General features: G+C 26.2%; 22 protein-coding genes. 17 read left to right on the forward strand and 5 right to left on the reverse strand.

Features of this window, described 5'->3' with window-relative positions:
- Positions 1-3: 3 nt before the first annotated feature.
- The 3 genes from ASUIS_RS06155 to ASUIS_RS06165 are packed head-to-tail and all read left to right on the forward strand — an operon-like array spanning position 4 to position 10,650.
- On the forward strand, positions 4-7,173 hold the full coding sequence (locus ASUIS_RS06155) for a DUF4347 domain-containing protein (protein ID WP_118886194.1): 7,170 nt from the start codon (positions 4-6) through the stop codon (positions 7,171-7,173).
- Between the two features lie 19 nt (positions 7,174-7,192).
- Entirely contained in the window at positions 7,193-8,536 is a 1,344-nt protein-coding gene (locus ASUIS_RS06160; protein ID WP_192894464.1) for an efflux RND transporter periplasmic adaptor subunit, read from the forward strand.
- Positions 8,536-10,650, forward strand: coding sequence for a site-2 protease family protein (locus ASUIS_RS06165; protein ID WP_118886196.1), 2,115 nt, complete (start codon positions 8,536-8,538; stop codon positions 10,648-10,650). The genes ASUIS_RS06160 and ASUIS_RS06165 overlap by 1 nt, the downstream gene beginning before the upstream one ends.
- Positions 10,651-10,652: 2 nt before the next feature.
- Here the strand turns inward: ASUIS_RS06165 and ASUIS_RS06170 are convergent, their stop codons facing one another.
- Positions 10,653-11,123 (reverse strand): J domain-containing protein, encoded by a 471-nt coding sequence (locus tag ASUIS_RS06170; protein WP_118886197.1) that lies wholly within the window; start codon positions 11,121-11,123, stop codon positions 10,653-10,655.
- Between the two features lie 83 nt (positions 11,124-11,206).
- Positions 11,207-11,830: a DsbA family protein gene (locus ASUIS_RS06175; protein ID WP_118886198.1), complete on the reverse strand. Its 624-nt coding sequence runs from the start codon at positions 11,828-11,830 to the stop codon at positions 11,207-11,209.
- A 92-nt stretch (positions 11,831-11,922) separates the two neighbouring features.
- Between ASUIS_RS06175 and ASUIS_RS06180 the strand changes: the two genes are divergently transcribed.
- Genes ASUIS_RS06180 through ASUIS_RS06190 form a run of 3 tightly spaced genes read left to right on the forward strand, consistent with a single transcriptional unit; the run spans position 11,923 to position 13,731 of the window.
- Positions 11,923-12,189, forward strand: a complete 267-nt coding sequence (locus ASUIS_RS06180) for a DnaJ domain-containing protein (RefSeq protein WP_118886199.1) — start codon at positions 11,923-11,925, stop codon at positions 12,187-12,189.
- Positions 12,190-12,201: 12 nt separating this feature from the next.
- Complete coding sequence (locus tag ASUIS_RS06185; RefSeq protein WP_118886200.1) at positions 12,202-12,621, forward strand: phosphate-starvation-inducible PsiE family protein; 420 nt, start codon at positions 12,202-12,204, stop codon at positions 12,619-12,621.
- Positions 12,622-12,630: 9 nt separating this feature from the next.
- Entirely contained in the window at positions 12,631-13,731 is a 1,101-nt protein-coding gene (locus ASUIS_RS06190; protein WP_118886201.1) for a glycoside hydrolase family 3 N-terminal domain-containing protein, read from the forward strand.
- A 52-nt stretch (positions 13,732-13,783) separates the two neighbouring features.
- Here the strand turns inward: ASUIS_RS06190 and ASUIS_RS06195 are convergent, their stop codons facing one another.
- Entirely contained in the window at positions 13,784-15,556 is a 1,773-nt protein-coding gene (locus tag ASUIS_RS06195; protein WP_118886202.1) for an ABC transporter ATP-binding protein, read from the reverse strand.
- The gene (locus ASUIS_RS06200) at positions 15,556-16,209 is read right to left on the reverse strand and encodes a winged helix-turn-helix domain-containing protein (RefSeq protein ID WP_118886203.1); all 654 of its coding nucleotides are present in this window, start codon (positions 16,207-16,209) and stop codon (positions 15,556-15,558) included. Before ASUIS_RS06200 ends, ASUIS_RS06195 begins: the two co-directional genes overlap by 1 nt.
- A 245-nt stretch (positions 16,210-16,454) precedes the next feature.
- Between ASUIS_RS06200 and ASUIS_RS06205 the strand changes: the two genes are divergently transcribed.
- The 5 genes from ASUIS_RS06205 (at position 16,455) to ASUIS_RS06225 (ending at position 19,253) form a co-directional block, all read left to right on the forward strand.
- Complete coding sequence (locus ASUIS_RS06205; protein WP_192894466.1) at positions 16,455-16,613, forward strand: DUF1104 domain-containing protein; 159 nt, start codon at positions 16,455-16,457, stop codon at positions 16,611-16,613.
- Complete coding sequence (locus ASUIS_RS06210; RefSeq protein ID WP_118886205.1) at positions 16,603-17,271, forward strand: response regulator transcription factor; 669 nt, start codon at positions 16,603-16,605, stop codon at positions 17,269-17,271. Before ASUIS_RS06205 ends, ASUIS_RS06210 begins: the two co-directional genes overlap by 11 nt.
- Positions 17,228-18,415, forward strand: a complete 1,188-nt coding sequence (locus ASUIS_RS06215; protein ID WP_118886206.1) for a sensor histidine kinase — start codon at positions 17,228-17,230, stop codon at positions 18,413-18,415. Before ASUIS_RS06210 ends, ASUIS_RS06215 begins: the two co-directional genes overlap by 44 nt.
- Positions 18,409-18,753: a hypothetical protein gene (locus ASUIS_RS06220; protein ID WP_118886207.1), complete on the forward strand. Its 345-nt coding sequence runs from the start codon at positions 18,409-18,411 to the stop codon at positions 18,751-18,753. The genes ASUIS_RS06215 and ASUIS_RS06220 overlap by 7 nt, the downstream gene beginning before the upstream one ends.
- A gap of 71 nt (positions 18,754-18,824) precedes the next feature.
- Entirely contained in the window at positions 18,825-19,253 is a 429-nt protein-coding gene (locus tag ASUIS_RS06225; RefSeq protein WP_118886208.1) for a glycine zipper 2TM domain-containing protein, read from the forward strand.
- A gap of 40 nt (positions 19,254-19,293) precedes the next feature.
- Here ASUIS_RS06225 and ASUIS_RS06230 read toward each other — a convergent pair whose 3' ends face one another.
- Positions 19,294-20,121 carry a flagellin gene (locus tag ASUIS_RS06230; RefSeq protein ID WP_118886209.1) on the reverse strand — a complete coding sequence of 276 codons (828 nt, stop codon included), beginning with the start codon at positions 20,119-20,121 and terminating at the stop codon, positions 19,294-19,296.
- Positions 20,122-20,251: 130 nt separating this feature from the next.
- Between ASUIS_RS06230 and ASUIS_RS06235 the strand changes: the two genes are divergently transcribed.
- The 6 genes from ASUIS_RS06235 to ASUIS_RS06260 all read left to right on the forward strand — a co-directional run bounded on the left by ASUIS_RS06235 (position 20,252) and on the right by ASUIS_RS06260 (position 26,543).
- The gene (locus ASUIS_RS06235; protein ID WP_118886210.1) at positions 20,252-20,767 is read left to right on the forward strand and encodes a 3'-5' exonuclease; all 516 of its coding nucleotides are present in this window, start codon (positions 20,252-20,254) and stop codon (positions 20,765-20,767) included.
- A gap of 65 nt (positions 20,768-20,832) precedes the next feature.
- Complete coding sequence (locus ASUIS_RS06240) at positions 20,833-21,789, forward strand: DUF523 and DUF1722 domain-containing protein (protein WP_118886211.1); 957 nt, start codon at positions 20,833-20,835, stop codon at positions 21,787-21,789.
- Entirely contained in the window at positions 21,789-23,141 is a 1,353-nt protein-coding gene (locus ASUIS_RS06245) for a cryptochrome/photolyase family protein (protein ID WP_118886212.1), read from the forward strand. Before ASUIS_RS06240 ends, ASUIS_RS06245 begins: the two co-directional genes overlap by 1 nt.
- A complete protein-coding gene (locus ASUIS_RS06250; protein ID WP_118886213.1) occupies positions 23,128-24,546 on the forward strand; it encodes a phytoene desaturase family protein in 1,419 nt (472 codons plus the stop codon). Before ASUIS_RS06245 ends, ASUIS_RS06250 begins: the two co-directional genes overlap by 14 nt.
- 62 nt (positions 24,547-24,608) lie before the next feature.
- A complete protein-coding gene (locus ASUIS_RS06255) occupies positions 24,609-25,547 on the forward strand; it encodes a DUF2971 domain-containing protein (RefSeq protein ID WP_118886214.1) in 939 nt (312 codons plus the stop codon).
- Complete coding sequence (locus ASUIS_RS06260) at positions 25,548-26,543, forward strand: sensor histidine kinase (protein ID WP_118886215.1); 996 nt, start codon at positions 25,548-25,550, stop codon at positions 26,541-26,543.
- Position 26,544 lies beyond the last annotated feature (1 nt).

Raw genomic sequence — 26,544 nt, forward strand, 5'->3', positions numbered from 1 at the left:
GTCATGAAAAAAGTAAATAAGAAAAAACCTATAATTAGTGCTTTAGAGCAAAGAATACTTTTTGATGGAGCTGCTGTTGCAACGGCTGTTGATGTACTTGATAATAGTAGTTTTAGCTCAAGTTCAAATGATGCCACAACTAACAATGATGTTACGAGTAATAATGCTGAAAATAGTGTTCATGGTGTACAAGCTACTCAAAGTTTTGAAAGAGATAGAAGAGAAGTTGCCTTTGTAGATTCTTCTGTTGAAGATTTTCAAACTTTAGTTGATGGAATAAAAGATGGTGTTGAAATTTTTGTTTTTGATGGAAGTAAAGGTGGAGTTGATCAAATAGCTTCTATTTTAGAAAAAGAAACAAATATTGATGCTATACACATTTTATCACATGGAAGCACAGGTGAAATTACCCTTGGAACTGATAAATTAAATGGTGATACTTTAGATGATTATAATGAACAATTACAAATAATAAAAGATTCATTATCTGAAAATGGAGATATTTTACTTTATGGTTGTAATGTGGCAAAAGATGGAAGTGGACAAGAATTTATTGAAGCACTTGCAAATTTAACACAAGCAGATATTTCAGCATCTGATGATATTACAGGTGATTCTGCTTTAGGTGGAGATTGGAATTTAGAAGTTAGTAATGGTAATATTGAGACTAATGTAATCAATGTTAATACTTTTTCAGGAGAATTAGGTACCCCTTCTATTACAAATTTAAATAATATGACTTATATTGAACAATCGTCAGCCACTGTAATTGATAGTAATATTTCAATTACTAATGGTGGAAGTTATGATGGAAAATATATAGAATTTTCTATTTCTAGTGCAAAATCTACAGAATCTTTAACGTTAACTAATGCTGCTAATGTAAATGCTTCTGGAGCTATTTCTTTTGTTGGTTCTTCTGTATATTTGGGTAATGGTACTAGTAGAGATATTATCGGAAGTATTGATTCTACATATAATGGATTAAATGGTCAGAATTTAAGAATTAATTTTGTAAGTGCTTTTACTAATCCAAGTTTTGAAACAGGAAATATTACTGGTTGGACATCAATGAATCAAATGATAAATTTAGGTGTTACATCAATTGCTGGATTTGTTTCTCAAGATACTAGTACTTATTCAGATAATGCAAATTCTGGTGGAAATGATGATGATGTACCTTCTGCAACATATAATACGACAGTTTCTAATACTACAACTAGTAGTGGTTCATATTCTTTACAATTAACTAGTAGCATGACAACATTGAATGGTTATGATGTTGTTCATGGACCAGCTGTGTATAGTGATGTATTTGAAGCATCAGCAGGAGATGTTATTTATTTTGACTGGAGAGCTTATGCTGGTGGTGATGATTTTGATGCTTTTGGATATATAGTTAATACAACTACTGGTGCTCAAATAGAAGTATTAGATGCAACGGGAGGTTCAAATACTGATTGGACAACAAAAGCAACAACAATTTCAACAGCTGGAACTTATAGATTTGTTTTTGTTAATGGTACTTATGATGCCTCAGGAGGACAAGCTGCTGGAGGAACATTGTATATTGACAATGTAAGAGTATTTGGAAGTAAAGTTAATGATAGTGTAGTAAGTACTATTTCTAGTCAAATTGCATATTCAAATACGTCTGATAATCCTGATGCAACAAGAACATATACTATTACAGCAGTTGATTCAAATGGTTTATCATCTTCAGCCTCAAGTACAATTAATATCACAGCCGTAAATGATCCTCTTACCGTAACAGTTAGTAATACTTCAAATGGATTTACAGAAACAACAAATATGAATCATCAATCTTTAAGTCAATCAGGTACTATAAGCTTTAACGATGTTGATAACAATGTTACTATATCTCATGCTTCAAATAGTATTACTTGGAGTGGAGGAACATTGGATACAACTCTTGCTAATACTTTAATTAATGGATTTACAACTTCAATAACAGATGGTACTCATTCAGGAAATGGAACTTGGGCTTATAATGTAGCAGATGTTGATTTGAATTTTTTATCAGAAGGTGAAACAATCACATTTAGTTATACAGTAACTGCAATTGCTGGAAGTGAAACAATAACTAGAACTATAAATTTTACAATAACAGGAACTAATGATGCTCCTGTATTTGGAACAATAGTTCCAACAAATCCTGTAATAGAAGCTCCAACTGTTGGAAATACAAGTCCTAGTGCAGGAATAGAAGTATTTAATAATGGTTCATTAAGATTTGGTAATGGTTCAATAGATTCAGTAAATGCAAGTACAGGTATGTTAGAACAACCTTTTTATTACAAAGATGGAGCTTGGTACCAATTAACATTTAGTACATATCAATTAAATATGGCTATTGCTGCTGATTATAATAATGGAAGTGCTAAAACAGATGTGGATTGGAATCTTGAGGGTACAGTAAATCTGACACCAACTTTTACAAATACAAACGTTGATAATTCAGGTTTTAATACAGCCACAGGTACAGGAACAATTGTTTGGACAGGTGAAATAACAGTTGGAACAGCTCATTTAAAAGTTACAAATGTATATACATTAACTGCTGATTCACAATTTATTAAAGCAAATACATATATAAAAAATATTGGAAGTACTTCTACTGAGAATCTTAGATTTTGGGTTGGAACAAGAGATGATTATGTAGCTGGAAGTGATAGTCCTGCAAAACAAAAAGGAAATATTGTAGATGGTGAATTTACAATGACTTCAAATGCAAATGAACAAGCAAAAGCTATAAAAGTTTACACAGGAGATGGTGCAAATGCAACTGCCGTATTATTTTATTCTACAAATGAAAACGTAAATACAGTTATTGCACCAGGATATGGTTGGAGTACATCAAATCAATATGCGCCAGGAATAGATCCTTTAAATTCAGTATATAATCAATCTTATGATGATGGTGGATATGCAATGTTTACTAATCTAAATAATGTTGCAGCTGGTGATACTGTTATGTATGACTGGTATTATGCAGCTGGTAAAGTTAGTGAACTTTCTAATATCACATCAAGTTTAGAAAGTGCAACATCTGATAATCTTAAAGAAAGTGGTAATTCATTAGTATTGACAGATGATTATACAATTACAGATTTAGATTTAACAGATGTTGTAAATGTAGCTGTAAGTTCTGTAGTAGTTACTCCACCAAATGGTTTAACAATTCCTGCTAATTATACTAATGAAATAATAAAAGGAATGCTAAATATTAATTCAAATCCAGTTATAGATGGTGATAGTACAACGGGTACTGTTTCTTGGAATTTTAATTCAGGAGATGATTATAGTTTTAATTTCTTGGGTGCAGGACAAACCCTTACTTTAGTATATACTTTGACTGCAACTGATGGTGAAAATGCAACTGCTACAACAACAGTGACTATTTCTATAGATGGAAGAAATGATGCTCCTGTTATAACAGTAGATGCCGGGGATTCTGATTTAAAAAATATAAATGAAACGAATTCTACTCTCACAACAAATGGTACATTAAGCATAACTGATGTTGATATTATTGATAATGCTTTTACAGTTACAAAAACAAATGTAGTAGCATCAGGAATGACAACGGGATTAGTATCAAATAATAATGCTTTATTAAACATGATTACTGTTAATACACAAGGTAAAGATATTAGTTGGTCATTTAATTCTGGAAATGAATATTTTAAATATTTACCAGCTGGTGAAACATTAACACTTACATATACTATAAAAGTAACAGATGCAAATAATGGAACATCTAACAAAACAATAACAATAGAAATTGTAGGAATAAATGATCCTGTTACGCTTAATTCACCCGCAACAATCTATTACATGGATACAGATGGTGCAGATAATTTTGCCACAACTTCGGGAAGATTAACAGCAAGTGATATAGATAGTGGAACGAGTTTTATTTATGGAATAGATGGAGCAACTTCAAATGGTGATGGAACTTTTACAAAAGTAGGAACTTACGGAACTTTAGTAATAAATAGTTTAACTGGTAATTATGTATATACTCCAAACTCAGCAGTTATAAATTCTTTATCTGTAAGTGCAGCTGAAACATTTGATATGACAGTTAGTGATGGAAGTGGTTCAACAAATACAAAAACTTTAACTATTGATATTGAATCTGTAAATGATGCTCCACTTTTAGGAGGTGTTGCTTCAACTCCAACATTTACTGAAAATGGTTCGGCTATTCAAATTGATTCAACTATTACTGTTACAGATTTAGAAGGTACAAGTTATGATAGTGGTTATGTAACTTTCTCAATAACAGAACATAAAGAATCAGAAGATAAATTATCAATTTTAAATGTTGGTGGTATTAGTGTAAATGGTACTAATGTAACTTATGGTGGATTAATAATTGGAACAATAGATTCAGTTTACAATGGGGAACACGGAAAAGATTTAAGAATAAATCTAAATTCAAATGCTTATTCACCACAAGTACAAGCTTTAGCAAGAGCAATAGCTTTTTCTAATCCAACAGATGATTTAAGTGGGTTATCAAGAGGGCTTGAAATAAAAGTAAATGATGGTGGAAATGGCGATAGAACGACTGCTAGATATAGTACAAAAGAAGTAAATGTAAATATTCAAACAATTAATGATTTACCAACAATAAATTTAGGAACAAATAACTTTATTGTAGAAAAATCTATTTCTACTAATCCAAATGGAGAGTTATCTTTAGGTTCATTATTAAGTGTTGGTGATTTAGATGGGGATAGAATAACTGTAAAAATTGAAACAACTAATTATGGATTAATTACGATAAATGATTCAATTACTAATGGTGTTGATAGTTCTCAAATTAGTGGTAATGGTACTAGAGTTGTGACAATAACTGGAACAATAGATGAAATAAATAGAACTTTAGCTGCAGCAAATGGAATAACTTATGTTGCTGGGTTAGGGAAAGATTATATTACTCCAGGAGCTGATTATTTAAAAATAACTGCTACAGATGATTTATCAGGAGTAACAACTTCTCAAAAGTTAGTAATGGTATTACCTGCTGTTCCAAATATATATAGTGATAACATTGTAGGTGCAGAAGATGGCACAGTAATGATAAATATTAACGATTTAGTAACAGATATAAATGATAATGGGGGAACTTATGTTTTTGGAACGGGAACTCCTGATATAACTGATGCAAATGGAAATATAACAACACATGGAACAATTATACCTTTTGATAGTAGTACAAATATTTATGATTCAAATTCAAAAGTTATTGGGTATCAATTAGAAAATGGTAAAATTATTTTAAATGATGGTAAAAATAGAACAGATAATGCAGATTTTGCTAAATTTACATTTATTCCAAATGAAAATTGGTCAGGTTCTCAAACATTTTTCTATCAATTTACTTCAAATGATGGTGAAGTAAGTAATATAGCTCAAGTTGCTTTATTTGTAACAGCTGTAAATGATGCTCCTGTTGTTACAGTTACTAATAATATTACAATAAATGAAGATAATTCAATAGTATTTGAAAATGCAAATGCAATAACTTTATCGGATATTGATGTGGTTGATCCAACACAAAAATTAGATTTAACATTACGTGTAGAGAATGGAAAATTAGAGTTATCTCAAATGACAGGATTAACTATTTTAGAAGGAGTAAATAACTCTTCTTCAATTAAAATCCAAGGTAATTTAACAGATTTACAAAATGCAATTTCAGCTTTAAAATATACACCAAATCAAGATTATAACGGTTCAGATAGTTTAACTATAAAATTAAATGACAGGGCAAATGTTGGTTCAGGTAATGCTTTAGAAACAACACAAGTTGTAAATATTTCAATAACTGCTGTAAATGATGCTCCTGAGTTTTCAAACCAATATGATGAAGTAAGTGAAGGGGATCAAATTAGAGGTGTTTTACCTGCTAGTGATATAGATAGTAATTCTATTACATTTAGTATAAATGGAACAGCTCCTGTTGGTTTTGTATTAAATAGTGATGGTTCATATATTTTTGATTCTTCAAGTTATGATTATATAACTCAAGGAGAAATTGAAACAATTGTAATATCTGTTACAGTAACAGACACAGAAGGTTTAACAACAACTAAAGATTTCTCAATTGCAATCACTGGAACAAATGATGCTCCAACAGTTTCTTTAGTAAATATTGATGCAGAAACTTCATTTGGTAAAGAATTCTCAAAAGAGATAAAATATTTATTTAGTGATAAAGATTTAAATGATACTTTTACATTTAAAGCAGATAATCTTCCTAACGGTTTAACAATTGATCCAATTACAGGAATAATTTCAGGTAGAGCTTCTGAATCAGGGAAATTTATAATTACTATTATTGGAAGTGATTCAGGAAGTCCTTCTTTAAGTGTTTCAAGAACATTTAATATGTTAGTTGTTGCTCCACCACAAGTTGAAACTAAACCAACAATTGATGCTTCACCTCTTCCAAAAGGTAATAATGATACTAATGGCTCACCTACAACTTTAAATAATTATGGTGGAAATGATAGTAATTTAGGAACATTAAATTATAGTGCTAGTGAAGGTTTTGTTGAAAGTGTAGGGCAAGGTTTTTTAAATACAGGTACAGTTGATGGAAACTCTTCAAATGATGGAGCAAATGATAATAAAAATACTAATCCAACAAATAGTGCTAATGATGGAAAAGGTGTAATTCAAGCTAATGTAGATTTAAATGTACTAACAAATGGGCAAATAGTTTTTAATGACACAAATAAAGACTCTTTTTCAATTGTAGGAATTACAATTGAAGATATTAAAGTTGAAAACAATAATATTGAAATAAAAGTTGTTGATGTTAATCTTGCACAAAACTTTATTGTTACACAAATTGATGGAACTCCTTTACCTGCTGGATTATTTTTTGATCCAAAAACAGGTAGTATTTCAGGAGATATACCTGAAGGTTTAGAAAAATTAAATATAAGTATTAAAGCTATTAGTTCAGATGGAACAACTAGAGTTTTAAATTTAAAACTTGATTTAAAAGAGTTACAAAATAAAAATCAAGCTAGTTCAGAAACACAAGGTTTTATTGGATTAAAAGAACAAATAGCTTTTGAAAATCAAAAGTTAGATGGTTATGGAAGTTATGTTACGGGGTTATTTGCCTAAATAAAGGAAACAGTTAATATTGGAAAACATATCAAAACTTCTACAGTTAGAACATAACTGTAGAAATTGTGAAAGTATAAAAGAGCTTTATTATCAAATAGTTAATGAAACAAGAACCCTTGTGAATTATTCACAAGGAGTTTTATTAACTATTGATTTTAGTGGAAAATATAAAGTTGTAGGAATATCTGATATTTCTGTTGTTGATTCTACTTCTCCTTATGTTCAATGGATAGAAAATGTAATAATAGATTTAAATAATAATGAAAAATCAAAAGATATTTTTGTAGTTGATACAAAAACTGATTTAAAACAAATAGATTTTAAATCGATGCATGAATTTTCACCTTCAAATATTTTATTTATTCCTTTAAAAAGTATAAAAGAAAATAGAGAAATAAACTATATTTTACTTTTATTCAAAGAAGAAGGATGGTTGGAAAAAGATATATTGATTTTAAAACATCTTTCATCATCTTTAGCATATTTTTTATTTGCAATGAGAAGTACAGGAATTTCTCAAATTTTTAAAAAAATCTCTTTAAAAAATAAGTATTTAAAAATATCAATATTTTTATTGATATTTTTAATGTTTTTACCAGTTCGACTCTCTGTTTTAGCACCATTAGAAGTTGAGGCTAAAAATCCTTATGTGGTAACTTCTCCTTTAAATGCTGTTATTGAAGAAGTAAAAGTTTTTCCAAATGATAAAATAGAAAAAGAACAATTACTTGTTAAGTTTGATGATGTGGATTTTAATAATAACTATTTAGTTGCAAAAAGAACTTTAGATGTTGCAAATGCACAACTTCATACAGTAAAACAAAGCAGTTTTTTTGATGCTACTCAAAAAAGTCAAATTTCACAATTAGAAAGTCAAGTAAAACTAAAAGAAGCAGAATTAAATTTTGCACAAGAGCAGTTGGGCAAAACAAAAATTTATGCAAAAGAAGATGGAATAGCAATTATTAATAATCCAAATGATTGGAAAGGGAAACCTGTAACAACAGGAGAAAGAGTTTTTTTAATAGCAAAACCCCAAAGTATTGAATTAAAAATAATGTTACCTGTTAGTGAAGCTATTTTTTTAGAAGAAAATGCTTTGATTAAAGCTTTTTTTGATAATGACCCAACAAATTCTTGGAGTGGAAAAGTTAAATATATTTCATATAAACCTGAATTAACGGAACAAAATGTTTTATCTTATAAAATTACAGCAGATTTTGATGATATAAAAGAAAATGGTTATATTCCTTCTATTGGATTACGAGGAACTGCAAAAATTTATTCAAAAAAAGTTACGCTGTTTTTTTATCTATTTAGAAAACCAATAACTGCCGTTAGACAATGGATAGGTTGGTAATGCCTGAACAAGAGATTTTATTACCAAAAATTAGGGATGATTTAAAACTAATAGAGACTTCTGTAAGTGAAGATGGTTCTAAAAGATGGCTTTTATTTGATCCTATTCAAAATAAATATTTTAATATTGGAATTGATACTTTTGAATTAATTTCAAATTGGCAAAGTGATATTGAAATAGATGAATTTCTTAGAATATTAGAAGATAAAAATTATGATATTGAAAAAGAATCTTTACAAACTTTTGTTGATTTTTTAATAAATAATAATTTGATTTTATGTGAAAAACCCAAAGACACACAAAGAATGGTAAATATTCTTAGAAAGTCAAAACAAAATATATTTAAATGGTTAATTCATAATTATTTATTTATAAGAATTCCTCTATTAAAACCTGATAAATGGCTAGAAGATAATAAAAATAAAATCAATTTTTTATATTCAAAACTTTGGCAAAATATAGTTTTGGTTTTAGGATTTATTGGAATTGTTTTTGTATTAAGAGATTGGGAAAATTTTATTTCAACTTTTATGTATCTTTTTTCTAAAGAGGGATTTTTTTACTATTTTTTATCTTTAGTTTTTGTAAAAAGTATGCATGAATTAGGTCATGCTTTTACAGCAAAAAGATTAGGCTGTAAAGTGCCTACCATGGGAGTTGCATTTTTAGTTTTATTTCCTGTTTTATACACAGATACAACAAATGCTTGGAAATTAAAATCAAAATATCAAAGATTACAAATAGTCCTTGGTGGAATAAAAGTTGAGTTATATTTAGCTTTAATAGCTACTTTTTTATGGTCATTTGCTCCTATTGGAATATTTAAAAGTATATTATTTATTATTGCAACCACAAGTTGGATTAGTTCTTTACTTATAAATATTAGTCCATTTTTACGGTTTGATGGATATTATATTTTATCAGATATTACAGATAGCAAAAACTTACAACCTCGTTCATTTGCAATGGCTAAATGGTTCATTAGAAAAAATATTTTAGGTTTAGAAGAAGAAAAACCAGAAATATTAGTAAAAGAAAAAGAGAATTTTTTTATTATTTATGCCATATTAACTTGGATTTATAGATTATTTTTATTTTTAGGAATAGCTTTATTAGTATATTATTTTGCTTTTAAAGTTTTAGGAATAATTTTATTTTTAGTTGAAATAGTTTGGTTTATTTTATTGCCAGTATATAATGAATTAAAAATATGGTGGAGCAAAAAAGATATGGTTAAATTTAATACAAAAAATAAAATCTCTTTATTTTTAGTTGTTTTTTTACTATTTTTAATATTTATTCCTTGGAATAGCAGTATTAAAATGCCCGCAATAATAGAATCAAAGAATTATTTTGAGTACTATTCAGCCGAAGATGGTTATATTGAAGAAATATATTTTTCAAATGGTCAAAATGTAAAAAAAGACCAACTTTTATTAAAAATAAAATCTCCAGAAATAGAGTATAAAATAGCTCAAATTCAAGAAGAAATAGAGTCATTAAACTTTGAGATAAATAAACAAGCAGGTTTCAAAGAAAACCTAGACAAAAGATTTATTTTAGAAGAGAATTTATTGAAAAAAATAAATGAATTAGAAGGTTTAGAAAAAATTAATAAAAAATTTGAAGTAAAAGCGGATTTTGATGGAAAAATATATTTTTATGATGTATTCAAAATAAATCAATGGATTAGCAAAAAAGCCCCAATTTTTGTTTTATATGATAATTTAAATTATAGAATAGTTGGTTTTTGTAATGAAAATGATTTTAAACTTTTAAAAGAAAATTCAAATAGCAAATTTATTTTCACTTCAGGAGATTTAAAAGATATTCATCAAAAAGTTACGAATATTTCAAAATTTTCAATTCCATATTTAGAATTTCCTGAGTTATCTTCTGATTTTGGTGGAGAAATTGCAACTAGAAAAGATTTAGATAAAAGATTAAAAACAGAACAAGCTTATTATAAAATCACTGTTGATTTAGAAGAAAATAATTTGGATTTAAAAAATAGAAAAACAGGTGTTTTAGTAACTCAAGGAGAATCAATGAGTTTGATTTCAAGAATTGCTAAAAAAACAATTTCTGTTTTAATAAGAGAGAGTGAATTCTAAATTCACTCAACTGTTTTCATCAAAACATCTCTATAATGATTTAATTCTTTCATTTTTACATCATCACCGTTGTTTATATCAGGATGATATTTTCTTGCTAATTCTTTATATCTTTTTTTTATTTCTTCTTTTGTCGGAGTTTGTGAAAATCCAAAAAAATCTTTTGCTTTTTGAATTTCATCAACCCTTGGAGCGTTTGCAAAACCTCGAAAATCAGATTGATTAAAGTTTCTAAAATCATTAAAATTGAAATTTTGTCCATTTTGAAATTCTGAACTATCAAACCTAAATCTAAAACTATTAGCTCTCATTTTCTTTTTAAAGTTATAAATCAAAAATGTGATTATTACGAGAAAAACTCCTATAATCATCAAAAAAGTTCCGAAATTTGTAAATATAAGATATAAAATAAAAAATAAAATTGATAATCTTATTAATCTATTGAAAATATATACAATTGTATTATTTGGCATAAAAAAATATCCTTTTAAAATAGTTGCGTATTATATACTTAGTTTTACTATAAATAAGTTAATCAAGAAAAAATTAACTTTAACTAAAAATAAGTGTTTTCAGTCATATTTTTTATTTGATTTAACATAACTTCATAATCATCATATTTTATATTTATAGGATATAACTCTTTTTTGTATTTTAAAATCAATGAAGGAAAAGTTTTTACATATAAAGAGCGTCTAAAATTTAGCTCATTTTGTAAATCTTCTTCTATTTTTTGTGATTTTAAATCCTCTTCAAATTTCTTTTCATCCATTCCAATTTGTTTAGCTAAACTTATGAGTGTTATTGCATCACTTGGATTCATTGCTTTTTGATAATATGCTTCTTGAATAGCTTCTATCATTTCATTTTCTTTGTTTTCATATCGAGCTAAAATAGTTGCTTCACAAGCAAGATAAGTTGAACGTCTTGGAGCACATTTTTTCCAAAAATCATGGTTAAATTTTGTTCCTGTAACTTCTTCTATTTCATACCAAATACTTTCTATTTTTTCTTGCATCTCTTTTGGCATAATTTCGTCACTATATGGGGCTAAACCACCAACTACATTAACTATTTTTATATTAGAATCAAGATGTTTTCTAAGCTTTTCTAGTGTTGGTTTAAAGGCATAACACCATGAACACATTGGATCATGGACATAATATAAAGTATAAATCATCTTTTTCCTTTTTTATTGGTATTGTATTTAAATAATATTAATTTGGTTTAAAACTTTTTGTGTACAATACAAAACTGTTTAAAAGGATTTTTATGGAATATGAAGAGTTTGAAAAAGCTGTTGATATGTTTGGAATATTAACAAGAGTTTCAAAAAAAGATTTAAAAAAGAAATATTTAAAACTATCAAAAATTTATCATCCTGATATGCAAACGGGAAGTGAAGAGAAGTTTTTGGAGTTAAAGAAGTCTTATGATTTACTTTGTGCTTATATGGATTCATATTATTATTCATTTGACAAAGATGAATTTAAACACCAATTTCCAGCTTTTACAAACTATAAAAATTGGATGAAATAAAAAGGAGAACTCATGCGAACAAAAATAATAAGTTTTTTTTCAGATAAATTATATATAGAATTATCAATAGCAGGAGTATTATTTTTAATAGCACTTGTTCTGGATATGCTTATGGATTTTATTATTTATATGCTTTATTTTATTATTTTTTTAGAAATAGTAAGAGCTGTTGTAAATTACATAAGAGAACAGCGGGTAACTTTAAGTTTATTAGTTGATGCTTTTATTATTTTGGCATTAAGAGAGTTTATAGTAAATGTTGTAAAAGTAAACAAAGAAGAGTTAACAAGTTTAGAAGCTATATATTCAAATGGTATAAATTATAATCTTTTGATTTTATCAGGAGTTATTTTATTTTTATTGGTTATTAGATATTTATCTGTTATATCTTCTCAAAGATATTTATTTAAAGATGAAGAGAAAGTTGATTAAAGGATAATTATGCAGAAAAAAGTTTTTATTTTAATAGCGTTAGTTTTTTCATTTAATTTTAATCTTTTTGCAAATGGGTCTTACTCAAAGCAAGAGATAGAAAAAATGATTTCTAAAATGGTTATTTTAGGATTTAGTGGAGAAAATATAAATCCAAATGATGAAATATATAAAAATATAAAATCAGGACTGGGTGGAGTTATTTTATTTGATAAAGATCCAAATGATAAAAATAAAAGAAAAAATGTAAGAAACAAAGAACAGTTAAAAAAATTAACATCTCAATTACAAGCCATTTCAAAAGAAAAACTTTTGATTTCTATTGATCAAGAGGGTGGAATAGTTCAAAGATTAAAAAAAGAAGATGGGTTTGTCGATACTTTAAAAGCTAGTGAAGTATCTCTTAATGGTGAATCTTTTGCTAAACAAACATATGGATTATTAGCTAAAGATTTAAAAGAATCAGGAATAAATACAGATTTTGCACCAGTTGTTGATTTGGCGATTAATAAAGAAAATAAAGTAATTGTAACTCGTGGTCGTTCTTTTGGTGAATCATCAAAAGAGGTTATAAAATACTCTTCAATTTTTGTAGATGAATTAAAAAAACAAAATGTGATTTCTGTTTTAAAACATTTCCCAGGACATGGTTCTTCTTTGGGTGATTCTCATTTAGGTTTTGTTGATATTACAAATACTTGGAATGAAAAAGAGTTAGAACCTTATAAATATTTTATTAAAAATAATAAAGTTGATATGATAATGTCAGCTCATGTTTATAATAAAAATTTAGACGCAATAAATCCAGCAACTTTATCTTATAACATAAATACAAAGTTATTAAGAAATAAATTAGGATTTCAAGGGGTTTTAGTAAGTGATGACTTACAAATGTATGCTATTTCAAAACACTATAATTTAAAACAAACTTTAACACTTGCAATAAATTCAGGTGTAAATATGCTTTTATTTGCAAATCAATTATCAAAACCAATAACTTTAAAAGAGATAGTTGATACGGTTTATGATCAGGTTTTAAATAAAGAGATTTCTTTGGAGCAAATAATTAAATCTAATGAAAGAATAAATAAAATGATGGTTAAATATTAAGTTTATAAAAAAGAGAGATTTTATTAAAGCTCTCTTTTTTAGTATTGAAAAATTAAATTAGCTGTTTTTTTACAAACTCCAAATAGTGTCCTTCTTTTTCTTCCAATTCTTTGTGATTTCCACTTTGTACAAGTTTTCCATCATCTATTACATAAATCATATCAGCGTTTTTTACTGTACTTAATCTATGAGCTATTGTAATTACGGTTTTTTCTTTTAAAAATTCTTCTAATTCACTAAAAAGTTTTACTTCTGTATGAACATCTAAAGCAGAAGTTGATTCATCAAATATCACAACAGCAGGATTTGCAATAATCATTCGGGCTATTGATAATCTTTGTCTTTGCCCTCCACTTAATCTAATTCCATGTTTTCCAACAAGTGTTTCAAGACCATTTGGCATATTTTCTACTGTTTCGTAAAGTTGTGCTATTTTTAAAGCCTTAAAAATTTCAATATCACTTATATTTTCATTTCCCATTGTGATATTAAATTTTAGAGTATTATTAAACAAAATAGGCATTTGTAAAACTAAAAAGATATTTTCCCTTAAATTTTGTCTATTTAAATCATCAAGACTAATATTATTAAAAAAAATATCTCCAGAATTTTTAGAATAAAATCCTGAAATTATATTTGCAATTGTAGTTTTCCCACTTCCACTTGCCCCGATAATCGCCACTTTTTCACCTGATTTTATATCAAAAGAGATATTTTTTAAGATTTCTTTATCTTCATTATAAGAAAAACATAAATCTTTTATTGAAATATCTACTTTTTTAGAGTTTGAATCAAGAATTAATGTTCCATTTTTTTCTATTCTTAAATCTAAGATTTTATTTATTCTATTCATTGCAGTTTTCGCACTAGCATAGGCATATTGAATAGTTAAAATATCTTGAACAGGAGTCATAATAAACCAAATATATCCAAACATAGCAAACATTAAACCAATAGATAAATCACTGTAAGCCACAAGCAAAAGTCCAACAGCTCTAAAAACTTCAAAGGCAATTAGAAAAATTGTAAATGAAAATCTTTCATAAGCAACACTTTTATAGTTAAATTCATTTGAGGTTTTTTGAATGTTTTGGGCTTTTGAAATTGAATCTTGAAAGAAAAACTTTTCTTTATTACTAGCTTTTATTTGCCCAAATAAGTCTAAAGTTTCATTTATATTATTTTGAAATTCTTCAATTGCTTTATTTTCTTCTTTTTTCAAAAGTCCAGTTTTATTGGCTATTTTTTTTGAAATTATCATAATAATTGGTTGAATAAATAAAATCATAAGCCCTAAAATTGGATCAATCGTAATAATTACAATAGCAACTGCAACTAAAGTTAAAATAGAAGCTATAAATTTACTAGCAATTGAAACTATAAAATTATCTAAAGTATTAACATCAGTTACTAAATTTGCTCCAATAGAACCAGAACCTAAACTCTCATATTCATTCATGTTTACAAGTTCAAGATGATTTAGTAGTTTTTCTCTTATTTTAAAAGTTACATATTTTGATATTTTTGTGAATATTTTTGTGATTAATACACTAAAAAGAAAATAAATCACACGAAGAAATAAAACAATAAAAGTTACAATTGCAATGTAATAAAAAGCAGTTGTACTTCCAAAAAGTTCATTTATGTTATTTACAAAAAAATCAGGTTTATTTAGTAGTACTTCATCAACTAAAAGTGGTAAAAGCAAAGGAATAGGAACACTTATTAGTATAGCTATAATTGTAAGTATTTGCCCAATAATAAGAGATTTTTTATTATCAAGAAGTAGTTTAAATATATATTTTAAAGATATTTTATTATTCATCATTGGGCTTGAATATCTATTCTATATCCAATACCAGATACATTTTTAATAAGTTCTTTATAGGCTTTTTTTCTTAATTCTTTAACTAAAGATCTTAATGAATCTTGTGTCATTAGTCCATTCCAAATATTCTGATTTATTTCTTCATAACTTAAAGAACAATTATGATTTTTTACTAAAAAATCTAAAAATAAAATCTCTTTTTTTGTTAATAAAACAATAGTATTATTTTTAAATAAAGATTTATTGTAGTTATCATAAATAAAATTATTGCTTAAATTTATTATATTAGATTTATTTGAATCAAGATTTTTTACACAATCTTTTAAGGCATCTATAAACATATTTATACAATCTAAATTTTGTACAAATTTTACATATTTGAGTTCTAAACCTTCCAATAAGTGCGTATGATTTAATTCATCTAAAATAGCAATAATTTGTATTTGATTATTTAAAACTCTAATTTTTTTTAAAAGCTCAAAATTGTATTTAGTAATTACAAAATGAATTTCCTTTGTATTTATTAGTTCTATTAATTCATCGTGATGTTCATATTCTAATAAATTATCTGTAAATGAAGAGATGTAATTATTGAATTCATCATTAAGATTTTTTTTGTAACAAATATTTAAAGATTTTAACTCTTTCATATAAATTCCTAGAAACTAAATTTATTATTTGATAATAACATTTTTTAATTATCAAATACACTTTTTTCATTAGATTTTAATAAAAAATTATTTATTGAAGCTTAAAACCGTTCTATCTACAATTATTATACATTTAATATGCTACAATCAAAATAAAAATTAGAGTTTAAAAAATGAAAAAAATCGCCTTTATATTTCTTTTATTGTTCACTTTTATTTTTGCAAAACAGGAAGATTATTCAGAAATGAGTACCCAAGAACTAATAGCAATTATTGGTTATGTAAAAGAGGAAAATAAAGCCCAATTTATTAAAGAGTTGAATTCACGAATTCCAACTATGACACAAGATGAAAAAGCTCAATTTGAACAAAATATAGAAGAGTTGAAACAAAATGAAAAGTAAAATATTATTATTGGAAGATGACTTAAATTTAAGTGACACAGTTTGTGATTATCTTGAAGAAAAAGGCTTTGAAGTAATTTGTGTTTATGATGGTGAAGAAGCTCTTTCTTCAATTTATGAAAATTGTTTCGATTTATTATTACTTGATGTAAATGTACCAAATAAAAACGGTTTTGAAGTTTTAAAAGAAGTAAGAAAAGAAAATAAAAATACACCTGCTATTTTTATTACTTCATTAAACTCTATGGATTCATTGGAACAGGGATATTCTAGTGGTTGTGATGATTATATTAGAAAACCATTTGAATTAAAAGAACTTTTAATTCGTATTCAAACGATATTAAAAAGAGAGTTTTCTAATAAAAGTGAAAGTATAAGTATAACAGATACTATAACTTTTAATTCAATATCTGGTGAGCTAAAAAGTGGAGATGAATTAATAAAACTTAATTTAAAAGAATTAAAACTCTTAAAATTCTTTTTACAACATCCAAATGAACTTTTGATTCATGATAGAATTTATGATTATGTTTGGGATTATGATGAAGAGTATAGTGATAACTCTTTAAGAACTTATATAAAAAATCTTAGAAAGATATTAGGGAAAGATAAAATTGTCAGTCTTAAAAAACTCGGGTATAGATTTAACCAAAAGTGAAACTAGAACACTTTTAGGTTTTAGTTTTTTATACTCTTTTCTTGTTTTAGTAATTTTAGGTGTCGTTTCATTTTTATATTATCAATTCCAAAAAGATTTGATGCTTCAAGAAAAAAGACAATTATTACAAAATTATTCAAATGATTTAGTTGTTAGACTAAAAGATTTACATGTTAATATAGATAAAAATAATATTTATCCTAGAGATGAAAGATTTAATTCTGCTATTTTTGATAGTGATAAAAAAAAGATTTTTTCTACATTAGAATCAGATGATGTAAGTTTAGATGATATTATTTATTTAAGTGATAATCAAATACATTTTATAAAAGAGCCAGAATCTTACTATTTAGGAAGCAAATATATAATAGTTGAAGTTGCAGATGATGGAATTTGGTTTGAAGAAATTAGATATAAAATTGGAATATATTTTTTATTAGCATTTATATTTATGATGATTTTGGGTTATTTTATATTAAAACAAGTTTTAAAACCAATGCGAGATGCTTTACATTTACTGGATAGATTTATTAAAGACACAACTCATGAATTAAATACGCCAGTTACAGCAATTATTACAAATATAGAAATGATTGACAAAACCAGTTTAGATGATAAATTATTAAAAAAAATAAATAGAATAGAAATTGGTGCAAAAACAATTTCAAATATTTATGAAGATTTAACCTTTGTTACACTTAATAATCAAATTATTTCAAATAACGAAGAGATAAATCTTTCGAATGTATTAAAACAAAGAATAGAATATTTTAATAGTATCGCAACAATGAAAAAAATAAATTTTGATTTAAATATTGAAGATGATGTTTTTATTGTTTGTGACATAAAAAAAATAACTAAATTAATTGATAATATTTTGTCAAATGCAATAAAATATAATAAAATTGCAGGATTTATAAAAGTAAATTTAGATGATAATATTTTAAGTATTGAAGATAGTGGAAAAGGAATTGAAAAAGAAAATCTAAAAAATCTTTTTGAAAGATATTCAAGATTTGATAAAAGTGTAGGTGGATTTGGTATTGGTTTAAATATAGTATCTTTAATTGCAAAAGAGTATGGTTTAAAAATTGATATAAAGTCTCAAATGAATATGGGAACAATGGTGGAAATAACATGGTAAAAGTTTTTTTAGTTTTATTTTTAATAATTTCATCTTTAAATGCTGCAAAAGATGAAGATGGTATTTATGAAACAAATTGTGTAAAATGTCATTCAAAATTACCTGTTACAATTGATAAATATTTTTATAGATATTTATTAAAATATAGTAGTGAACGAGCTGTAAAAGAAGCAATGTTTGACTATATGAAAAATCCATCTGTAGAAAAAACTATTATGGCAGAGTCCTTTATCACAAGGTTTGGTATAAAAAAGAAAACAAATTTGAGTGATGATAAACTCATGGAAGCATTAGATACTTATTGGGATGAATATAAGATTTCTAACAAATTAAAATAACTTAAATATATTCACAATACATTCACAATCAGGATTTATACTTTCATCATAAATATAACAGGAGTTATAAAATGAAAAAAATATTAGCAATACTTTTTATCTCAAGTTCTTTAGTTTTTGCAGATAATAATTCAATAGGTCTTGATACACTTGTTGGAGCTACAATTGGTGTTGCGATTGGTAATCAAATTGGAAAAGGTAATGGAAAAGATGTTGCAAGAGTTGCTGGTGGGTTAATTGGTGCAGGTATTGCAAATAATTCTAGAACACCATCTTATTCTAATACATATTATGATAATAACTCTTATAGAAATAACTATTATGATAACAACTACGAAAGATCAACAACTTATGTAAGAACTGATAGATATTACGATGATTACTATTATGATAGAAGACCACAGGTTACTATTGTATATCAAAATTACGATAGATTTCCACCACCTCCAAGATACTATTATGAAAGACATCACGGACATCATGGTGGATATAGAAGATAAAGAATATAGGCTCAATTATTTGAGCCTATAAAATTTTTAGTTAAGAAAGAAGTCTCAATACATTTTGTTGATTTACATTATTCGACTGAACTTGTCCATAAGCTCCAATTTGAGCTAAAATATTTTGTTTAGAAAAATTTGATGACTCTTTTGCATAATCAGTATCAAACAATGAAGCTGCATTTAAAGTACTTGTTTGTTGAGTGAGTAGGTTTCTACTTGAACTTTCAAGTTGATTTTGAACTGTCCCAAATTCGCTTTTTACATCATTTAGTCCATTTATTGCTTTATCTACACTTTCTAAAAAACTTCTTGCATCACTTGAACTAAAAGTTGCTGAATCTTGATTTGCTAAAGCTGTTAATCCTAAACCTTTTGTATTTGATTGAACACTTGAAGTTTCAATTATGTCTTCGCCTACTAATCCAGATTGATATTGTTGTTCATCTGATGCTGAATTATCAGTAGAACTTTTTTGAAGTAGAGTTTGACCATTGTAGTTTGTACTACTTGCAATTTTATCAAATTGATCAAGTTGAGATTTTATTTCTTTTAAAATAGATTCTCTTCCTTCTTTACTTGTTGTATCAGTTGAAGCTTGTAAAAGTTTTTCTTTTACATTATCTAAAATTTTAGATTGTTCATTTGTCGCACTTGACGCAATTTGTGTTGCTGCTATTGCTGAATTTGTATTTTCAATAGCTTGAGAATAACCATTTGATTGACTTAATAAACTAGTCGCAATAGATAAACTAGAAGCATTATCACTCGATTGGTTTAATTCAATTCCTGTTGCAATTCTAGCTAATGATTGATTTGCACTTGAATAAACATTTTGGTTTATTGTAGAGTTTGAATTTATTTGCATAATTTACTCCTTTTATCATTTAATAAATTTTATTCCTTTAAAGATTAAATTATTATTAAGTTTTGATATAATAAGAACAAAGTTAGAAAAATTATTTTTATTAAAATAATTAAAAAAAGAGAAAAAAATAGTGATAATAATAGATTTTGAAACGAATACAAGTAATATTGGCGATGTAATAGAAGTGGCAGCTGTGCGAATTGATAAAAATTTTAATATTTTAGATAAATTTCATAGATATTATTTATCTAGGTATCCAGTAAATTATTTTTCTTTTGCAGTTCATAGATTAACACCTGAGTTGATACTTGATTATAGAAAAGATAAATCTTATTGTTCATATTTCACAGAAGATGAAGATTTTTTAGAGTTTTGTTCAAGTAGTGAAACTTTAATTGCCCATAATATTACTTTTGAATTAAGACATATTGATAATAAAGTAAAATTCAAAAAACATATTTGTACAATGGCTGGAAATAAAGAAATTGTAAAAGCTTATGGAAAAAGTGGAAGATTAAAAAATCCAAAACTCGATGAAACTTGTTTATATTATGGAATAGAGTTTGATGGGGATAAATACCATAGTGCAACTTATGATGTAACAAAAACCTATGAAATTCTAAAAAGAATGAACATAAAGTTATAAACAGAAGATATTTACCTACAAGAAGACCTTTTTTTAGTATAAAATAAAACAAAAAAGGATTTATAATGAAACTAGGAGTATCAGCTTGTCTAATAGGCACTCAATGTAGATATGATGGTATTGGAGCAAATGATAAGTTTGTTATTGATGTTTTACAAAAATATTTCCAAACAGTTCCTTATTGTCCTGAAACTATAATTTGGGGAAGTCCAAGAGAGGCAATTCGACAAACTTTAAGTGAAGCTGGTGAACTTAAAATTGTAACTTCTACAAAAAATCCAAAAGATGTAACTTTTGAGCTTGAAAATATCTCAAAAGAGTGTGCAAATAAAATCCAAAATGATGATTTATGTGGTTTTATTTTAAAATCATCGTCTCCCACTTGTGGGCTTGAAAGGGTAAAAGTATATAAACCTTTTAACGCGCCAAGTGTAAAAAATGGTGTTGGAGTTTTTGCAAAACAGATAAAAGAAAAATATCCTTATTTGCCAGTTGAAGAAGAGGGAAGATTAATTGACCCATGGCTTAGGGAAAACTTTTTGATGCAAATTTTTGCATATCAAGATTTACATAATTTTATAAAATCAAATCCTAGTTTTAATGACCTAGTGATTTTTCACACTTCTTACAAATATCTGATTTATTCAAAAGCTCAAAAATCATATACAACACTTGGCAGAATCGTTGCAAACAAAGAGAAAAAACAGTTAGATGAAATTTTACTTGAATATAAAGAAGAGTTTTTAAAAGCAATAAGCCTAAAAGGAAATGTAAATAAAACTTACAATGTTTTACTTCATATGTTTGGATATTTTAAAAAACTAATCACAAAAGAGGAAAAAGAAGATATTTTACAAGCACTTCAAGAGTTTAAAGACAAAATTATTCCTTTAATTGCCGTTATGAAAATCATAAATTTATATGTAAAAAGATTTGATGTTCAGTATTTAAAAGTGCAAAAGTTTTTAAATCCATATCCAAAAGAGTTATCTTTAAGAAGCGACATTAAGGCCTACAAATAATGAAACAAATTTTGTGGTTTAGACGAGATTTAAGAATTGCAGATAGTGCCATTCTTAGTTTTGCAAAAGATGAAGTATTGCCTATTTTTATCTTTGATAAAAATATTTTAGACAAACTTGAAAGAGATGATAAAAGAGTAACATTTATTTATAACTCTGTTTTAAAACTAAAACAAGATTTGAAAGAAATAGGGCTACATTTAGCCATATTTTATTCAACTCCAAAAGAGGTTTTTGAAAGTCTAAAAAATCAAGGTTTTGATAGTATTTTATGTTCAGTTGATTTTGATAATTATGCTAAAAAAAGAGATGAAGAAATAGCTAAAATCATCCCAATGCAAACCTTTACGGATTCATTTATAACTCATCCAAATGATTGCCTAAAAGCTGATAAAACACCTTATAAAGTTTTTACTCCATATTATAAAAACTTAAGTGTTATTTGGAATTCATATAGACTTGAAGAGTTTGAAACAAATAAAAATCTAAAATTAATCTCTTATGATTTTGATTTTATTCCAACACTTGAAAACATGGGTTTTATAAAACAAACTTTGCCACAGTTTTTACAAAAAAGCACAGATGAATTACTAGAAGATTTTGAACAAAAAATAGATAATTATAAAATTGATAGGGATTTTTTTGATAAAAATGCAACTTCAAATTTAGCTATTCATTTACGATTTGGACTAATTTCTCCACGACAAGTTTTTAATAAAATAAAAGAGTTAAAAGCCCGAACTGAAAATAAGGAGTTTTTTATAAGAGAGCTTTTTTGGAGAGAGTTTTACAACTATATTTTATTTCATTTTCCAAAAAGTGAAACATCAAATCTAAATGAAATAAAAGTAAACTGGAATGAAGATGAAACAGTTTTTCAAAAATGGTGTGAAGGAAACACAGGTGTTCCAATAATCGATGCAGCCATGAGATATTTTAATTTAACTGGAACAATGCACAATCGATTAAGAATGATAGTTTCTTCATATCTAACAAAAAATTTATTAGTTGATTGGAAAAAAGGGGAACGATATTTTGCTTCTAAACTTCTTGATTATGAAGCAAGTTCAAATGTAGGTTCTTGGCAATGGGCAGCAAGTACAGGAGCTGATTCTGTGCCATATTTTAGAATATTTAATCCATATTTACAATCGGCAAAATTTGACAAAGATGCTGTTTTTATAAAATCAGTAATTCCTGAACTAAAAGATGTAAATACAAAACTCATTCATAGTGAAAATGGTGTTCAATCAAATCTATTTTTAGACTATCCAAAACAAATAGTTTCAATAGAGTTTTCAAGAAAAAGAGCAATCGAAGAGTTCAAAAGAGCAAACAATGAAAAATGTTGATATAGTTGTTATTGGAAGTGGAATAGGGGGAAGTCTGATTTCTGCTTTAAATAAAAACAAAGATTTAATCCTTTTTGAAAAGGATAAAAACTTAGGAGGTTGTGCTTCAACTTTTAAAAGAAATGCCGCTTATTTCAACGCAGGAGCCACAACTTTTGTAGGTTATGAAAATAATCATCCAATTAAAAATATCTTTGACGAAGTAGGGATTATTCCAAATATTATTCAAAGTAAAATAGCAATTAGAACTATTCAGAATAGAAAAATCGTAGATAGAATACAAAATTTTGAAGAGTTTTTAACCCAATTAAACAGCGTTTATTATCACAAAAACAATAGAATTTTTTGGAAAACAATCAAAGAAATAGATGAAAAATTTTGGAATTTAAAAAAAGTATATTTTGCAAAATATGGTTTTCAAGAATATTTTAAAACAGCTTTGTTTGTAGCTGAACTTTTAAAAGAGTTTGGTTTTATGCTTTTTAAAACAGCAGATGGATATATAAATGAAATTTTGCCAAATATTTCAAAAGAGTACAAAGCTTTTATAAATGCGCAACTTTTAATAACTCTTCAAACAGACTCAAAAGATTTGTCACTTTTAGCCATGAGTTTGGGGTTATCATATCCATTTCATAAGGTTTTTTATCCAATTGGTGGAATGGGACAAATAATAGAAGATTTATTAAAAGATGTAAATGTTCAAAATAAAGAACAAATAATTTCAATAAAAAAAGAGCAAAACAAATATAGATTAATCTCCACAAAAGATGAATATTTGGCTTCACAAGTGATATTAAATTCGGCAATTTTTGAAAGTTCAAAACTATTTTTAGATGAAAATATAAAAAAATATTACGATAAATTTTCATTTTCAGACCAAAGTGCTTTTGTGGTTTATTTGAAGTTAGATTCAAAAGAGAAACTTTTACATCACTATCAAATTATTTTAAAAAAAAATATTCCAAATTGTATTTCAAACTCATTTTTTGTTTCAATTTCAGATATAAATGATGAGAAATTATCAAAAGATGGATATTCAATCACAATTTCAACCCATTCAAAAGCCATATTTTGGGAAGGTTTAACAAAAGATGAATATGAAGCTAAAAAAGAGTTCACACAAAATTTTATAATAAAAGAGTTTTTGAATAATTTTGATAATATAAAACAAGAAAACATAAAAACACTATTTTCAGCCACTTCAAAAACTTTTTATAGATATATAAATCGAAGTAATTGTGGCGGAAAACCAATAACAGCAAAAACAATTTTTCAACTTCCAAGTTGCAACACGCCATTTGATGGTTTGTACAATGTAGGTGATACGGTTTTTGCAGGGCAAGGCTGGCCAGGAGTTGCTATTGGAGTTGGGGTTTTAAATAAGGAATTAAACAAAATATAATAGATTTATATTAATTAGCTAGAATAATATAAATAATAAAAGTTAGAAGGAAAAATAAGTTAATGCTTTTATTTAAATATGTAAGCAATCTTGATTATATACTAAAAGATGGATATATTAGAGCTACTCAATTAAGTACATTAAATGACCCCTTTGAAGCAAACTATGATGAAAATGGTTTAAAACAATTAGTAAGAGAACTTGATGATTTTTATGATTTTGATGTAGTAGATTATATTGAAAAAGAAAAACATAAAATTGGTGTTATAAGTTTTAGTGAATCAAAAGATAATCTTTTGATGTGGAGTCATTATGCAAATGAGCATAAAGGTGGTTTAATCGCATTTTATTTTTATGAAAGTTCAATAATTAGTGATTTAGTTTTACTTGATGGTACTTGGGGTAAATCTGTTTTTGATGGCAACTGTATACCAGTAAAATATAGAAAACAACCTATTTATAAAATTGATAAATTTGATAGGGATTATTCAAATATTTATGCATTGGGTATAGATAGGCTTTTATATGAAATTTTTCAACAAAAAAGTGACGAATGGATTTATGAAAAAGAACATAGAATTATTTTAAAACTTGAACAAGCAGATAGGATTGTAATTGATAAAGAAGATATAAAAAAGTATGAATATAAAAAAGAAATCTTATTTAAAAAATTAATAGAAAATAATATACCTATTGAGAATGATTTTATAGAGTTTACAAAGGATAAGCTTTATATTTATTTGGACAGAATAGAAGATAAAAGTTATAGGAGTATTTTTGCAAGTTTTTTTGCATCATTGGCAAAAGGTAATCCTAATATAGTTTTTCTATTTAAAATTTCAACTTCACGTATTTTTTCAATTGCTTATGGACATAGAAATGAAAATATTAAAGAGTACAAAATAGAAGATAAATATATGTATTTTGAGATGTTAAAAACTAATATTGATAAATTTAATTATACTTTAGGATTTGAAAAAATAAAAGATGTAAGGAAGTAAATGCAAACAGTTGAACTAAAAATCGCACCAAAAGATTGGCTTTACATCATCATAATTGGGTCATTTTTTGGGTTTTTTATATCTTTATGTTTTTATTTTATAAGTTATGATTTACAAAATATTTCAACGATTGTTTTTAGTACAAGTACTGCTGTTTTTATCTCTTTATTTGCATTTTTTTTGATTACAGTTTCAAATAAGTTTATTCTTCCAAAGGTAGAAAAAAAGTTTTGGTATTTGATTAGTTTTATATTCTCTTTTTTATCTGGATTTTTGGGTTTTAGCTTTTCTTTTATTCTTTTTTCTTTTGGTGATTTTAAAATTTTGCATATTATTTCGCCATTTTGGATTTACATTTCTATTACAATTGGATTTTTGACTTTTTTGGTTGGTTTGATTTTGCATCAATTTATCTCTATGAAATACAAAAATGAAGAGATAAAAACGCAAATTTTAGAGACAAAACTAAAAGCTTTAGAAAATGAGCTAAATCCTCACTTTTTATTTAATGCTTTAAATTCTGTTTCTGAGTTGATTTATGTTGACCAAAAAAAAGCTGAAAATGCAGTGATTGAAATATCAAAATTTTTGCGAAATGCTATAAATAAAGAGAGTCTAATTTCCCTTGAAACAGAACTTTCTATGGTAAAAACTTATGTGAATATTGAAAATGTAAGATTCGATGAAAAAATAGTTTTAAATATAAAAGATTTTAGTGAATTTAAAAACATCAGAATACCAAAGTTTTCAATTCAACTTTTAGTAGAAAATGCCATAAAACATGGATATTTGGGAAAAACTTTGAATATTGATATAACTTTCTCAAAAGACAGAATAAGAGTACAAAATGATGGTAAAATAGCTAATATAGTGAAATTTGGAACGGGTTTATCAAATCTTCAAAAAAGATTGGAACTTCAAAAAGTGGGCAATTTATCGTTTGAAAAGTTAGATGATAAGATGTTATTTGTAATAGAATTAAAGGATAAAAATTGAA

It is taken from the genome of Arcobacter suis CECT 7833 (genome assembly GCF_003544815.1).
GTDB lineage: Bacteria > Campylobacterota > Campylobacteria > Campylobacterales > Arcobacteraceae > Aliarcobacter > Aliarcobacter suis.

What these genes read in the sequence shown, in the direction of transcription:
- ASUIS_RS06155 (WP_118886194.1), top strand. Translation starts at nt 4, where the DNA reads ATGAAAAAAGTAAATAAGAAAAAACCTATAATTAGTGCTTTAGAGCAA.
- ASUIS_RS06165 (WP_118886196.1), top strand. Translation starts at nt 8,536, where the DNA reads ATGCCTGAACAAGAGATTTTATTACCAAAAATTAGGGATGATTTAAAA.
- ASUIS_RS06170 (WP_118886197.1), bottom strand. Translation starts at nt 11,123, where the DNA reads ATGCCAAATAATACAATTGTATATATTTTCAATAGATTAATAAGATTA.
- ASUIS_RS06175 (WP_118886198.1), bottom strand. Translation starts at nt 11,830, where the DNA reads ATGATTTATACTTTATATTATGTCCATGATCCAATGTGTTCATGGTGT.
- ASUIS_RS06180 (WP_118886199.1), top strand. Translation starts at nt 11,923, where the DNA reads ATGGAATATGAAGAGTTTGAAAAAGCTGTTGATATGTTTGGAATATTA.
- ASUIS_RS06185 (WP_118886200.1), top strand. Translation starts at nt 12,202, where the DNA reads ATGCGAACAAAAATAATAAGTTTTTTTTCAGATAAATTATATATAGAA.
- ASUIS_RS06190 (WP_118886201.1), top strand. Translation starts at nt 12,631, where the DNA reads ATGCAGAAAAAAGTTTTTATTTTAATAGCGTTAGTTTTTTCATTTAAT.
- ASUIS_RS06195 (WP_118886202.1), bottom strand. Translation starts at nt 15,556, where the DNA reads ATGAATAATAAAATATCTTTAAAATATATATTTAAACTACTTCTTGAT.
- ASUIS_RS06200 (WP_118886203.1), bottom strand. Translation starts at nt 16,209, where the DNA reads ATGAAAGAGTTAAAATCTTTAAATATTTGTTACAAAAAAAATCTTAAT.
- ASUIS_RS06205 (WP_192894466.1), top strand. Translation starts at nt 16,455, where the DNA reads ATGAGTACCCAAGAACTAATAGCAATTATTGGTTATGTAAAAGAGGAA.
- ASUIS_RS06210 (WP_118886205.1), top strand. Translation starts at nt 16,603, where the DNA reads ATGAAAAGTAAAATATTATTATTGGAAGATGACTTAAATTTAAGTGAC.
- ASUIS_RS06220 (WP_118886207.1), top strand. Translation starts at nt 18,409, where the DNA reads ATGGTAAAAGTTTTTTTAGTTTTATTTTTAATAATTTCATCTTTAAAT.
- ASUIS_RS06225 (WP_118886208.1), top strand. Translation starts at nt 18,825, where the DNA reads ATGAAAAAAATATTAGCAATACTTTTTATCTCAAGTTCTTTAGTTTTT.
- ASUIS_RS06230 (WP_118886209.1), bottom strand. Translation starts at nt 20,121, where the DNA reads ATGCAAATAAATTCAAACTCTACAATAAACCAAAATGTTTATTCAAGT.
- ASUIS_RS06240 (WP_118886211.1), top strand. Translation starts at nt 20,833, where the DNA reads ATGAAACTAGGAGTATCAGCTTGTCTAATAGGCACTCAATGTAGATAT.
- ASUIS_RS06245 (WP_118886212.1), top strand. Translation starts at nt 21,789, where the DNA reads ATGAAACAAATTTTGTGGTTTAGACGAGATTTAAGAATTGCAGATAGT.
- ASUIS_RS06250 (WP_118886213.1), top strand. Translation starts at nt 23,128, where the DNA reads ATGAAAAATGTTGATATAGTTGTTATTGGAAGTGGAATAGGGGGAAGT.
- ASUIS_RS06255 (WP_118886214.1), top strand. Translation starts at nt 24,609, where the DNA reads ATGCTTTTATTTAAATATGTAAGCAATCTTGATTATATACTAAAAGAT.
- ASUIS_RS06260 (WP_118886215.1), top strand. Translation starts at nt 25,548, where the DNA reads ATGCAAACAGTTGAACTAAAAATCGCACCAAAAGATTGGCTTTACATC.